11 protein-coding genes are annotated in these 12,443 nt (G+C 70.6%); 6 read left to right on the top strand and 5 right to left on the bottom strand.

The features are described 5' to 3' along the window. Positions 1–43: 43 nt before the first annotated feature. A complete protein-coding gene (locus TBR22_RS19675; RefSeq protein ID WP_239489536.1) occupies positions 44–1,117 on the bottom strand; it encodes an exo-alpha-sialidase in 1,074 nt (357 codons plus the stop codon). A 74-nt stretch (positions 1,118–1,191) separates the two neighbouring features. Here TBR22_RS19675 and TBR22_RS19670 point away from each other — a divergent pair, with 74 nt between their 5' ends. Next, complete coding sequence (locus TBR22_RS19670; protein ID WP_239489535.1) at positions 1,192–2,010, top strand: IclR family transcriptional regulator; 819 nt, start codon at positions 1,192–1,194, stop codon at positions 2,008–2,010. 86 nt (positions 2,011–2,096) lie between these two features. Here the strand turns inward: TBR22_RS19670 and TBR22_RS19665 are convergent, their stop codons facing one another. Then, the gene (locus TBR22_RS19665; protein WP_239489534.1) at positions 2,097–2,780 is read right to left on the bottom strand and encodes an RraA family protein; all 684 of its coding nucleotides are present in this window, start codon (positions 2,778–2,780) and stop codon (positions 2,097–2,099) included. Positions 2,781–2,970: 190 nt separating this feature from the next. Here TBR22_RS19665 and TBR22_RS19660 point away from each other — a divergent pair, with 190 nt between their 5' ends. The 5 genes from TBR22_RS19660 (at position 2,971) to TBR22_RS19640 (ending at position 9,196) form a co-directional block, all read left to right on the top strand. Then, entirely contained in the window at positions 2,971–5,400 is a 2,430-nt protein-coding gene (locus tag TBR22_RS19660; RefSeq protein WP_239489533.1) for a hypothetical protein, read from the top strand. Continuing rightward, on the top strand, positions 5,397–6,209 hold the full coding sequence (locus tag TBR22_RS19655; RefSeq protein ID WP_239489532.1) for an HpcH/HpaI aldolase/citrate lyase family protein: 813 nt from the start codon (positions 5,397–5,399) through the stop codon (positions 6,207–6,209). Before TBR22_RS19660 ends, TBR22_RS19655 begins: the two co-directional genes overlap by 4 nt. A gap of 70 nt (positions 6,210–6,279) precedes the next feature. Then, positions 6,280–7,263: a tripartite tricarboxylate transporter substrate binding protein gene (locus tag TBR22_RS19650; RefSeq protein WP_239489531.1), complete on the top strand. Its 984-nt coding sequence runs from the start codon at positions 6,280–6,282 to the stop codon at positions 7,261–7,263. Beyond that, a complete protein-coding gene (locus TBR22_RS19645; RefSeq protein ID WP_239489530.1) occupies positions 7,263–7,676 on the top strand; it encodes a tripartite tricarboxylate transporter TctB family protein in 414 nt (137 codons plus the stop codon). The genes TBR22_RS19650 and TBR22_RS19645 overlap by 1 nt, the downstream gene beginning before the upstream one ends. A 2-nt stretch (positions 7,677–7,678) precedes the next feature. Beyond that, entirely contained in the window at positions 7,679–9,196 is a 1,518-nt protein-coding gene (locus TBR22_RS19640) for a tripartite tricarboxylate transporter permease (protein ID WP_239489529.1), read from the top strand. Positions 9,197–9,320: 124 nt separating this feature from the next. Here the strand turns inward: TBR22_RS19640 and TBR22_RS19635 are convergent, their stop codons facing one another. From TBR22_RS19635 to TBR22_RS19625, 3 genes are all read right to left on the bottom strand, one after another. Next, positions 9,321–10,043 (bottom strand): PEP-CTERM sorting domain-containing protein, encoded by a 723-nt coding sequence (locus TBR22_RS19635; protein WP_239489528.1) that lies wholly within the window; start codon positions 10,041–10,043, stop codon positions 9,321–9,323. Positions 10,044–10,189: 146 nt separating this feature from the next. Further along, on the bottom strand, positions 10,190–11,329 hold the full coding sequence (locus tag TBR22_RS19630) for a sialidase family protein (RefSeq protein ID WP_239489527.1): 1,140 nt from the start codon (positions 11,327–11,329) through the stop codon (positions 10,190–10,192). A 152-nt stretch (positions 11,330–11,481) separates the two neighbouring features. Then, on the bottom strand, positions 11,482–12,438 hold the full coding sequence (locus tag TBR22_RS19625) for a dihydrodipicolinate synthase family protein (protein WP_239489526.1): 957 nt from the start codon (positions 12,436–12,438) through the stop codon (positions 11,482–11,484). Positions 12,439–12,443: the final 5 nt, after the last annotated feature.

Raw genomic sequence — 12,443 nt, 5'->3', positions numbered from 1 at the left:
TAGCGGCGCCACGGCGCCGCCAGTCCTGACCAGCGCCCAGCCCCTACTTCCCCCGGATCCACGCCTCCGTGACGATGGCGTGGTTGATGACCTTGCGTTCGTCCGACGTGTAGACCACATGGATGCGGCCGTCGCGGGCCTGGAAGGCAATCGGGTAGGCGAAGCTGTTCTCGCCGGTGGCCAGCGCACGCTTGACGGGCCAGGTGCGGTCCTGGTCGTCCGACAGCGCGAGCATCAGCGGCGATCGCTTCCACATGTGGTCGTTGTAGACCAGCAGCAGCGCCCCCGACGACAGCTTCAGGAAGTCCACGGCGGAGTTCGGGTTCGGGAAGGCCGAGTCGCGGCCCTCCGACCACGTGCGGCCGCCGTCGGTCGACTCGCCCCGCACGAGCCAGCCATCGGTGGTCGGGCCGTAGCCGCCACCGCGGCGCGAGTACGCGATGAGGTGCCCTGGCGCGACCTCGACGACCGCCGGCTGGATGTTCCCGCGTGGCGAGCGGATCTCGCCGAGCGACTCCCAGGCCGGCGCCTTCGCCTTCGGATCGAAGCGGAGGAAACGCGACGTGCTCTTCGGGCCCACCTGCTCGGTGTCCTGGCCGTCCTCGAAGTAGACCGGGAGCAGGTACGACCCGTCGGCGAGCACGATCGGCCGGTTGCGCACCATCATCCCCGGCTCGAGGGCCACCGGGAAGGCATCCGACCACGTTGCGGCGAGGTCGCGCGACACCTTGGCCTGGATGCGCGAGGTGCCCCAGGTGTCGCCGTAGCGCACCACGTAGAACAGCCACACGAGGCCGTCGGGGGCCTGCCAGATCACGCCGTTGCCGACCGACCTGAAGGGGTCGTGGGCCACGGGCACCGGCGTGCTCCACGTGCTGGTGCCGGCCTTCAGGCGGGCGCCGAACACCGTGGTGTCACGCGCATACTCGCCTTGCCCGCCGTAGTACACCAGGTACAGGTCGCCGTTGGCCAACTCGGTCAGGCACGCGGGGTGCTTGTAGGGCCCGGTGGCGGTCTCGGGGCCGAACACCCGCGTGGTCACGGGGGCGGGCGCCTGGGCGGCGGCCGGTAGCAGGGGCATGGCGAGCAACAGGGCGGCAAGGACCAGGGATCGCATCAGGAGTCTCGACAAGGGGCTGAGGGTTTCGGCTCGAGGCGCTGGGACGTGGGCGCTACAATGACGGGACCCGGATGCCGAGCCGCAGTTCCCGTCCCACCGTCGCGACCCGCAAGGCGACGACCCGCGTCCGCGACGACAAGTACTACTCCAAGGTGATCGGCCGCGCGCTCGAGATCCTGGCGGTGCTGCGCAAGTCCGAGGCGCCGCTCGGGCTGGCCGACATCGCCGCGCGGGTGGGCCTGGCCAAGAGCTCGGTGTTCCGCCTGCTGCACACCCTCGAGGTCTCGGGCTACGTCGATCGGTCCGCCGAGGGCGCGTACGCGCTGTCGGCCGACCTGCGCGTGTGGGGCGACGGAATGCGCGTGAGCGATCTCGTGGATGCCGCCATGCCGCACATGCGGACCCTGAGCCGCGAGTTCGGCGAGACCATCACGCTGGCGATGCACTTCGACAACCGGATCGAGGTGGTCGCCACGCTGGACAGCCCGCAGCTGATTCGCATGGCCAATACGGTGGGGCGCATCCTCCCCCCTCACGCCAGTTCGCTCGGCAAGGCCATCACCGCCCACCTCCCCGACGACGTGGTGGAGCGGCTGCGGCGCAGCTACGGGACGCATCGCTTCACCGCGCACACCATCATCGACGAGGTCGTGCTCAAGCAGGAATACGAACGGGTGCGCAAGGAGGGCTTCTCGGTCGACGCCGAGGAGAGCGTGCTCGAGGGGTGCTGCTTCGGCGCCCCGGTTGCCGGGCCCGACGGCGTCGTCGTGGGCGCGATCAGCCTGTCGCTGCCGAAGATGCGCCTGCGCGACAAGGCCATGCAGAAGCAGATCATCGCTGCCGTCCGCGACGCCGCGACCGCGACGGGCAAGTCGATGAGACACGGCTGATCGTCTCGGCGCGGGGTCCAGGACTGATGCCGTCCTGGACTCCCGATTCCCGACTCCCGACTCCCGACTCCCGACTCCCGGCACCGCTAGTGCGTCAGCTTCCACTGGCGCAACTTCTCGACCGAGAACCCGGGCGCCTTGATCAACTCGAGCAGGGCGCCTTCCTCGACGCGTACCGCCTGGCAGGCGTCGGCCACCTCCGCCGCGATCGACAGCGGGATGTCCACCAGGCCGTTGACGTCGCCGTGCAACAGCGCTCCCGGCGCGATCGGCAGGCCGTGGATCTCGACCGGCACGTTGACGTCGAGGATGACCGGCTGCCCGTGCGACACGACGAATCCCGGGCAGAAGTACTGGAAGCCGCCCAGCGACTCCACCTCCTTCACGTCGCGGAGCCCACCGTCGGAGACGCAGCCCACCGCCCCGAGCGCCTTGGCGGTGGTGGCCATGATCTCGCCTATGTGGCACCCCTTGCGCGGGTCGGGCCCGACGTCCTTGATGACCAGCACCGCCGGCTTGGGCGCCGCCTCGAGCGCTGCCCACAGGCCGAGCAGGCCCGCTCCGTCGGCCCGGCCCTCGGTGGTGCTGTCGGCCGTACACGTCACCGCGTATCCGAGCATCGTGCCGTAGTGCGGGAACGCGCACCGCAGGTCGCGGTCGGCATAGCCATCCACCCGCCGACGCACCTTGAAGCGCTCGATGGCGTTGGCGACCGTGGGGCTGTCGATGGCCGCCAGGGCAGCCAACTCCTCGGGCGTGAGTAGGGACATGGGCGTAGAGCAGGCCACAGGCGACAGGCTGCGGGCAACCCGAGTCGCAGCGCAGCGCGTCGACTCCCGATTCCCGACTCCCGACTCCCGACTCCCGTGCCTTGCGAGTGGCATTTATAAAACACCTGGTGTAGAAAATGGAACGACTTTCAAAATGACACCGCGCTGTTCCCGCCCGGAGGCCTCGCTCATGTCCGCGTCCGTCCGCTCGACCCTGGCCCTCCTCGGCTGGCTGGCTGTGTTGTCGACACCCGTTGTTGCCGCGCAGCCCGACGTCGCGCCGGCCATCGTGCCGGTTGCCCGACCGCTCGACCTCACCAGCGCCACCATCGTCGTCGCGCCCGACGCGACGCCGCGCGAGCGCACGGCTGCCACCGTGCTGCTCGAGGAGGTCCAGAAGCGGTCACTGGTGCGCTGGACGATCGCCGAGCGCGCCGGCGCCGGGCCCGCCATCCACGTTGGTCGCCTCGCGTCCCTGAGGCGTGGACCGCTCGCCAGTCGCCTTGGCGGACCAGCCCCGGGCGTCGACGGCTACCGCATCAGCACCGCGCCCGGCAGCCTCGTCGTCGCCGGCACCGACGATCGCGGCGTGCTGTTCGGCGTCGGGCGTCTCCTGCGCACGCTCGAGATGCATCGCGATCGCGTCGTGCTGCCTGCCGCCCTCGACGTCAGCGAGACGCCGGTCGTCTCCCTCCGCGGCCATCAGCTCGGCTACCGGCCGAAGACCAACTCCTACGACGCGTGGGACGAGCGGCAGTGGGACCAGTACATCCGCGATCTCGCCATCTTCGGGACCAGCGCGATCGAGCTGATCCCGCCGCGCTCCGACGACGCAGCCGACAGTCCGCACTTCCCGCGTCCGCAGATGGAGATGATGGTGGAGATGTCGCGGCTGGCCGACAAGTACGGCCTCGACGTGTGGGTGTGGTACCCGGCCCTCGACGAGTCGTACACGACCGAGGCCGACATCACGCGAGCGCTCGCCGAATGGGAGGGCGTGCTGAAGCAACTGCCGCGGCTCGATGCGATCTTCGTCCCCGGCGGCGACCCCGGCCACACCGAGCCGTCGGTGATGTTCCAGCTGCTCGAGCGGCAGACGGCCAACATCAGGAAGTTCCACCCGAAGATGACGATGTGGATGTCGCCGCAGGGCTTCACCGCCCAGTGGATGGAGACCTTCTACGGGCTGATGGCCAGGCAACCCGCCTGGCTGACGGGCATCGTCATCGGCCCGCAGAATCGCGACACGCTCGCCACGGTTCGCAAGCGCATCCCGCCTCAGTACAAGCTTCGTCGGTACCCCGACATCACGCACACCATCCGTGCCGAGTACCCCGTGCCGCTGTGGGACGTGGCGTACGCGCGCACGCTCGACCGCGAGCCGATCAACCCGCGTCCGCTCGATCAGGCGGCGGCGTTCCAGCGCTGGCTGTCGGTGTCGCCCGACTTCATCACGTACTCGGAAGGCTGCAACGACGACGTCAACAAGATCGTGTGGAGCGGCCTCGGGTGGAACCCGAAGGCCGACGTGCGCGACATCGTGCGGCAGTACGCCCGTTATTTCGTTGGGCCGACGTACGCCGAGCCCCTGTCGGAGGCGATCCTCGGGCTCGAGGAGAACTGGCGCGGGCCGCTCGCGGCCAACATCGGCGTCGAGCGCACGCTCGCGCAGTTCCAGGCGATGGAGCGCGCCGCGGCGCCGCGCGACCTGCTCAACTGGCGCTTCCAGCAGGGCCTGTATCGGGCCTACTACGATGCGTACGTGCGCCGACGGCTGATCCACGAGCAGGCGGCGCAGGCGCAGGCCACGAGCGTGCTCGCCAACGTTGCCGGGCTGGGGTCGATGGCGGCCATGGCGGAAGCCGAGCGCGTGCTGTCGCAGTCGGCGGCGCAGCCGGTGGCCGCCGACCTCCGCACTCGCGTGTTCCAACTCGCCGAGGCGCTTTACCAGAGCGTGCGGATGCAGTTGTCGGTGCCACTGTACCGGGCGATCGCCGTCGGCCGCGGCGCCAACCTCGATCTGGTGGACGCCCCCCTCAACGACCGCGTCTGGTTCTCCGAGCAGTTCGCCGCGATCAGGGCGTTGCCGAACGAGCGCCAGCGCGCCGAGGCCGTCGAGCGGTTGGCGCGCTGGACCGATCCCGGGCCGGGCGGCTTCTACGACGACCTCGGCGCCCCCGGGATACAGCCCCACCTGGTGGCGCCACCCGACTTCCGTCAGGACCCCGGCCCCTACCTGTCGGGCCTCACGGGCTTCGGATCGCTGCCCAACTGGCGGTTGTCGTGGATGAGCCATGCCGAGGCGTTCTACGATGGCGCCCTGCAGATGCGGTACGCCGGCCTCGACCCCACCGCCACCTACAAGCTGCGAGTGGTCTACGCTGGCGACGTCTACAGCCAGAACGTGCGCATCCGCCTGGTCGCCGACGACACGCACGAGGTGCACGCGGCGATGGCCAAGCCTTCGCCGGTGGCGCCGGTGGAGTTCACGATCCCCAGGGCCGCGACGGCCGACGGTGCCGTCACGCTCACCTGGCGGATTAACGAGGGCATCGGCGGCGCGGGGCGCGGCAACCAGGTGGCCGAGGTGTGGCTCATGAAGGACGCGGCAGCGAAGTGACGACGACGGCGGAGACGGCGACCCCCTGGGTGAACCCGGTGAAGGCGCGCCTGGCGCGGGGCGAGTACGTGGTGGGCATGCCCGTCACGGCGACGAGCCTCGACATGGCGCTCGTGGCGGCGCGCTCCGGGTTCGACTTCCTGTGGGTCGAGATGGAGCACAGCCCGATCACGCTGGAGACGCTGCGCGGGATCGTCCTCGCGACACGCGGCCTGCCGGCAGTGCCGATCGCGCGCGTGCCGGCCGGCGAGACGTGGATGGCCAAGCGGGTGCTCGACCAGGGCGTACACGGCGTGGTGTTTCCGTTCATGAGCACGCCGGCGGCGGCCGAACAGGCGTCGCGGGCGTGCCGATATCCGCCACGGGGCGTACGCGGTTCGGGGTCGGGGCTCGCGGAGGGCACGTGGCCCGCGGTGCCGTCCTACTTCGACTCGGCCGACGACCAGGTGCTGGTGGTGGCGGTGATCGAACAGGCGGAGGGCGTCGAGCGTTGCGAGGAGATCGCGGCGGTCGAAGGCATCGACGTGCTCTTCGTCGGCACCAGCGACCTCTCGTTCTCGATGGGGCTGCGCGGCAACATGATGCATCCCGACGTGCTGAAGGCCGCCGAGCGGGTGCGCGACGCCGCGCATCGGCACGGCAAGTACTGCGGTCGCCCCGTCGCCTCGCCCGAGTCGGTGCAGCGGTTCGCGGCCGAAGGCTTCCGGCTGTTCCACGCCGCCTCCGACCTCACGTTGTTTGCCGAAGGCGCGAAGGCGTGGCTCGACCCGCTCGGTCGCGCGAAGGGCGGGCCGCGTGCGGCGTACTGAGCACCAACCGGGAATCGGGAATCGGGAATCGGGAGTCGGCGACCAGGTCGAGGGCGTCGACGACCAGGTCGTGGGCGTCGACGTTCACGTCGACGCGCAGCGCCGGCGCTTCCTGCAAGCGGGACTGGCGATGCTCGCGGGTTCAGCGGCAGCGTGCGCCCGGCAGGAAGGACCGTGGCCGTCGCGTGAGGTGCGTGTCATCGTCCACGCCGCACCCGGCGGCATGTCCGACACCGTCGCGCGGTTCACGTCGCGGGGGCTCAACGAACGCCTGCACGTGCCGGTGCTCTGCGAGAACCGCGTCGGCGCGATGGGCGCGGTTGCGTTCTCCGCCGTGAAGTACGCGGCGCCCGACGGCTACCTCGTGGGCTACGCGCCGGTCGAGCTCGCCGTCGTCCCGCACCTCAAGTACGTGGACCTGTCGACGCACGATTTCGACCTGCTCGCCCGCCACCACCGGGCGCCGGCGGCGCTCGCGGTACCAGCCGCATCGCCCTACCGCACCCTGCGCGACTTCATCGCCGCCGTGCGGGGCGGCGCGCGCGTCGCGATGGGGGCGGCCGGACCACTCAGTGTGTGGCACCTGGGGACGCTGGCCCTGGCGCGCCAGCTCGGCCGATCCTTCGTCTTCGCGCCGTTCCCCGGGTCGGGGCCGGCGACGACGGCGCTGCTCGGCGGCCACGTCGATGCGGTCATGGCCGGCGTGCCGGAAGTGCAGGCGCTGGTGCGCGGTGGTGCCGTGCGGTTGCTCGGCATCATGGCCGACACACCCTCGCCCGTGTTCCCTGAAGCGGTCACGTTCCGCAGCGAAGGACTCGACCTGATCTTCGAGGCGTGGGGCGGCTTCATGATGCCGAAGGGTGTCGCGCCTGCCACGCTGGCGCGGCTCGAGCAGGACATCCTGGCGGCCTTCACGCAGCCCGCCTTCGTGAAGTACTGCCAGACCGCCGGCCTCGACGTGCAGCCGCTCGACTCCAGGGCGTTCCGCGCGTTCGTCGACGCGGAGGCCACGCGATACGCGCGCCTGGTGCGCGAGTTCGGGTTCGTGCGCTGATGCGAGGGCCGCGGTTGGTCGCCCAGGTGCTCGCGGTGCTTGCCGCCGCGATCGCCCTGACGACGATGCACTGGCCCGGAGGCTCGCAGGGCGTGCCCGGCCCGGCCCTGGTGCCGCGCGTGCTGGCGCTCGCCTTGCTCGTCGTTTCCCTGCTCATCTTCCGCAGCCCCGGGACCTCGGCGCCGGCCTGGGTGCGTCATCACCGCGAGGTGCCCCTGACCATGGCCCTGCTGGCCGTGTATGCGCTGTTGTGGCGCGTCGTCCCGAACGGGCACGGCGTGCTGACCGGCGTCGTACTGCTCGCGTTCCTGCGGATCACCGGCCTGTCGTGGCGCGGCGCAGGCGTCACCGCCGTGCTGATGGCCACGGTGCTCCAACTCCTCTTCGAGCGCGGGCTGGGAGTCCGCTTCTAGCGATGCCCGGCGATCCCATGCTCCTGCTCGCGCCCCTGCTGTCGCCCGACGCGTGGCTGTACGTGCTCGTCGGCGTGGCGCTCGGCGTCCTCTTCGGCAGCCTGCCCGGCTTCACGGCGACGATGGGCCTGGCCGTGCTCACACCCTTCACGTTCTGGGTCAAGCCCGATCAGGCGATGGCGATGCTGCTCGGCCTGCTGGTGTCGGCGATCTTCAGCGGTGGCGTCCCCGCGATCCTGTTGAACACGCCCGGCACCCCCGCGTCGATCGCCATGACATGGGACGGCTATCCATTGGCCCGTCAGGGCCGTGCCGGGCTGGCGCTCGGCCTCAACGCCATCGGCGCCTTCCTCGGCATCTTCCTCAGCCTCGTGGTGCTGCTGATCGCGGCGCTGCCGCTGTCGCGCCTCGCCCTGCGGTTCGGCCCGGCGGAGTACTTCGCCGTTGCCGTCTTCGGGCTCAGCACGATCGTGGGCGTATCCGGCGGATCGATGCTGAAGGGCGTTGCGACGGGCATCATCGGCCTGCTGCTCGCCGTCATCGGCCTCGACTCGATCACCGGCTACCCGCGCTTTACCTTCGGACAGCCGGAACTGCTCGATGGCGTCTCGTTCATCCCGGTGATGGTCGGGCTGTTCGGAATCGCCGAGGTCTTCACGCAGATGGTGAGCCCGGCGCGCCAGCAGCTCGACGGCTCGACGCAGACGACCAACATGCTGCCGACGCGCGAGGAGGCACGGCCGCTGTGGATGCACGGCCTGCGTGGCTCGCTGATGGGCATCTGGATCGGCATCATGCCGGCCGCTGGCGCCGACGTCGGCGCCATCCTCGCCTGGGACCAGAGCCGCCGATTCTCGAAGACGCCGGAGAAGTTCGGCAAGGGCTCGCTCGAAGGCCTGATTGCCGCGACGACCGGCGCCAACGCCGGCATCGGCGGGTCGCTGGTGACGACATTGGCCCTGGGCATCCCGGGTGACTCGGCGGCCGCGGTGCTGATCGGCGCGCTGCTGATGCACGGCCTCCAGCCGGGGCCGCTCCTGTTCCGCAACCGTCCCGATCTCGTTGCGACGATCGTCGCGCTCGTCTTCATGGCGTCGCTGGTGACGCTCGTGTGGGGTCTGCTCGGCGCGCGCGTGCTGGCGAAGATCCTGAAGATCCGCGACCAGTACCTATGGGCCACGGTCCTCGCCGTCGCCCTGGGCGGGAGCTACGCGCTGAACCAGTCGACCGGCGACGTGTGGACGGCGCTGCTGGGCGGCGTGTTCGGGTTCCTGCTGCGCCAGCAGGGGTTCCCGATGGGGCCGTTGGTGCTCGCGCTGATCCTGGGACCGATGGCCGAGTCGAACCTGCGGCGCGCGCTCGCCCTGTCGGAAGGATCGGTCGCCACGTTCTTCACGCGGCCGATCTCGCTGCTGTTCCTGGCGCTCGCCGCGCTGACGCTGCTGTGGCCGCTGTTCTCGAAGAAGGGTGGCGACAGTCGGCTGCCGGACTCGTCGGTGCCCGACAGCGACACGCTGTGAACCGAGGCGGCGCCCATCCAGCATCCCGGGAACGGAGCGCGGAGCGCGCGTCCACAGACGTGCGCCCCGCCTTCCTGCTGGAACCGTGAGCGCGTGCGCTCACGCACCTCTTGCTGCGTTGCGCCTACCGGCGACGCCGGCGGGTCACCGCGCCGAGCAGAGCCGTGCCCATCAGGGCCAGCGTTGTCGGTTCCGGCACGGTGCCACCACCGTTCCGGTCGCGGCCTTCGAGCGTGACATCGAGCCAGAAGCCGTCCCAGTTGCTGTTCTGCGAGGTGCCCCGGATCTCGATGACGTTCTGGCCCTGGACGAAGAAGCCGCTGCCGGCCGCCAGGTTCAGCGCCTGGTCGTTGTTCCACCCCGCGCCACCGTCATTGGTGCCCGGCAGCAGGTTGCCGTTGATGAAGACGCCACGACGGTTGTCGGCGACGCGCCAGAAACCCGTCAGCGCGACCGTCGACAGGTCGAAGGCGCTCAGGTCGAACGACCGGCGGGCGATGGCCGTTGGTCCCACTCCCCATCCCGTGGCGGCACTCCCTGTGCTGATCGACGGATCGGAGATCCATCGTGCAGTCGAGCTGACGGTCTCCATGCCGCAGCAGATGATCGGGTGCCCCGGCGCTGCGACCTCGGCGGCCACAAAGGCGCCACCCTGGACCGAGATGGTCCACAACGGGTCCGCCACCCCGGATCCGAGCACGGCGCCGCCGGCATCCACGCCGGTCCGGATCGTCAGGCTGGCGGCCGAGACCGCCGTCGTCGTACCCAACCACAACAGTCCCGTGGCCAGGCCTACTACACACGCTCGCCCCATCGCGAGCGAGCATCCGCGCAAGATCCTGCTCATCCACACCTCCCTGTTGGCCACTCACGTCGAAGCCGAGGACCGTGAGTCATTGCCTAACGAACGTTGGCTTTTGATCGGTCGAACGCGGGGGGCGGAAGGTTGCAGAAGCGATGACTTTACTCGCTCGCACAGGCGACGGAATGGGCTCAGGGGCGCCACAGAGTCGCGGCGATATAGCGCTCCGGGCCCGAGGGATCGTTGAAGTAGTACGTCGTGACCAGGCGTCCGTCGCGGCGCACGACGGTGCGCGGGTAGCCGAGATCCCAGTCGGCGGCGCCTGAGCGTAGCGGGTGCGGAGCCGACCACGTGCCGCCCTCGTCCCGGCTGATCACGACGCGCATGCCGAACGGCTCGGCGCGGAAGCCGTACACGCAGCAGAGGCGACCGTCGGCGAGGCGCACCAGGCTCGCCGGGTTGCCACGCCCGGTGTCGGCCGCGACGATGCCCGCCAGGGTCCACGTCTCGCCTCCGTCGTCGCTCCGGTAGCCTTCGAGGTGATGCTGCTGGTCGTCGCGCCGACGGATCACCGTGAAGAGGCGGCGCCCGCCGAGCGTGACGGTCGCCGGCATGATGCGGAAGCCACTGGTTTCCGGTCCGATCCAGCCCAGGCGCTCCCATGTCTGGCCGCCGTCGCGGGTGCGCAGCATCACCGGCCGGCCTTCCTTGCCGTCGCTCTTGAACGCCGTCATCCCGACGAGCAGCGTGTGGCGATCGACGACGAGGTAGTCGGTCCGCGGGTCGAAGCCGGGCGTGTCCAGGGAGGGCACGCCGTAGGGCCCGGCCCACTGCCGGCCGCGATCCCGGCTGACAAAGAGCCATGCGCCAGCCGTGCCGTGCGCCGCGCGGAACGTGAGCGCGAGGCCGGGCGCCGAGAAGTCGATTGGGGCTGCGACCCTCGAGGGCGTCGGCAGCACGAGCGGCTCACCGGTGACCGCCCGTCGTTCCGGCCGTGGCGGCGGTTGCAGCGCCTGCGGCGCCTCGAACGCCCAGGAGCGCCCGCCATCGAGCGACCGGGCGAGCACGTGCTGTTCGCCCGCGGCACGATCGATCGGATGACGATTCGGGTCGCCGGTCTTCAGGACGCCGGCGGTGAAGCCCACCAGCAACTCGTCGTCCCAGGCCCACATGCCGTGGTTGGCGGGCCAGCCACCGTAGCGGCCGGGCTCACGCCACACCACCACGTGCTCGGCGTCGCTGGCCGACGAGGGCTGCGCGAGGGCGCGCGGCGCAAGCGCCGACAACGACAACGACACCGAGGCCCGCGAGAGAAACGATCGGCGATCCATGGAGAACTCTCAGGTAGGGCGGCGTGTCCCCACGCCGCCGTTGGTTGGCTGACGGCGCGGTGGGACTCGCGCCCTACCTGTGGGATTCGGTGGGGCGCCGGCGAAGCCGCGCTCCGAGAATTTCGAATGTCACATTTCACATTGCTACGTGTTCAGCGTGTGCCCACCAGCGCGTGTCCGAGTGCGGCCGCCACGCGCTCCATCCAGTCCGGCGCCCATGCGAGGTACGTCGCGCGCTGCGCGACCCTGGTCGGGGAGGCCGGCAGCGGGAACGGCCCCACGGGAATGCCGCGCGCCTCGAGGCCCATGCGGATGCCCCACGGGGTGGGGAAGACCCCCTGCTGCGCGAACAGCTCGCGCAACAGCGGGAGCAATCGGTGCAGCGCCGCATGGTCGTGTGCCTGCGCCGCCCGCAGCACGGCCAGCATCAGCTCGGGAAAGGCGCCGGACGTGCCGGAGATGCACCCGTCCCAGCCGGCGGCGATTGCCTCGATCAGGACCGCGTCGTCGCCGACCATCAGCCGCCATGGCTGGTCGCCGCGAGCCTCGGCGATCGGGCCGAGGCGGTCGGCCTGGCCGCTGCTGTCCTTGATGCCGATGACGTGAGGCGCGCCGGAGAGCAGGCGGAGGATCGTGTCGGTGGCCAGTGGGGTGGTGAAGGCCGGCAGGTCGTAGAGCAGCACCGGGCCACCGATGGCGGCGGCGGTGTCGAGGCAGAAGGCCTCGAGGTCGTCCTGCGCGTAGCGGAAGAACAGCGGCATCGACAGCAGCACCGCGCGGGCCCCGGCGTCGAGCGCCGCGTGCCCGAGCGGCACCACGTCGGTGGGAGCCGCGGCGCCGATGCCCACCAGCAGGCCGCGATCGCCGATGCGGCGCGCCGTGTGCGCAATCAGGCGCATGCGCTCCTCGCGCGAGGCGTGCGGGTATTCGGCGGTCGCGCCACCGAGGCAGACACCCGCGACCCCGGCGGCCAGCAGCAGGTCCAGCACGCGGTCGAAGGCGAGCATGTCGATCGTGCCGTCGTCGGTCCGGGGCGTGACCGCGGCGGCGTAGAGGCCGGTGAGGGGCGGAGGCCCGGAGGCCTCCATCCCGCTGTGACGTTCCTGCACGCGAG

This window comes from Luteitalea sp. TBR-22, from assembly GCF_016865485.1.
Taxonomy (GTDB): Bacteria; Acidobacteriota; Vicinamibacteria; order Vicinamibacterales; family Vicinamibacteraceae; genus Luteitalea.
The sequence above is the reverse complement of the archived record's forward strand: the minus strand, read 5'-3'. Positions and strand labels throughout refer to the sequence as shown.

What these genes read in the sequence shown, in the direction of transcription:
- TBR22_RS19665 (WP_239489534.1), bottom strand. Translation starts at nt 2,780, where the DNA reads ATGTCCCTACTCACGCCCGAGGAGTTGGCTGCCCTGGCGGCCATCGAC.
- TBR22_RS19630 (WP_239489527.1), bottom strand. Translation starts at nt 11,329, where the DNA reads ATGGATCGCCGATCGTTTCTCTCGCGGGCCTCGGTGTCGTTGTCGTTG.
- TBR22_RS19675 (WP_239489536.1), bottom strand. Translation starts at nt 1,117, where the DNA reads ATGCGATCCCTGGTCCTTGCCGCCCTGTTGCTCGCCATGCCCCTGCTA.
- TBR22_RS19670 (WP_239489535.1), top strand. Translation starts at nt 1,192, where the DNA reads ATGCCGAGCCGCAGTTCCCGTCCCACCGTCGCGACCCGCAAGGCGACG.
- TBR22_RS19645 (WP_239489530.1), top strand. Translation starts at nt 7,263, where the DNA reads ATGCGAGGGCCGCGGTTGGTCGCCCAGGTGCTCGCGGTGCTTGCCGCC.
- TBR22_RS19635 (WP_239489528.1), bottom strand. Translation starts at nt 10,043, where the DNA reads ATGAGCAGGATCTTGCGCGGATGCTCGCTCGCGATGGGGCGAGCGTGT.
- TBR22_RS19640 (WP_239489529.1), top strand. Translation starts at nt 7,679, where the DNA reads ATGCCCGGCGATCCCATGCTCCTGCTCGCGCCCCTGCTGTCGCCCGAC.
- TBR22_RS19660 (WP_239489533.1), top strand. Translation starts at nt 2,971, where the DNA reads ATGTCCGCGTCCGTCCGCTCGACCCTGGCCCTCCTCGGCTGGCTGGCT.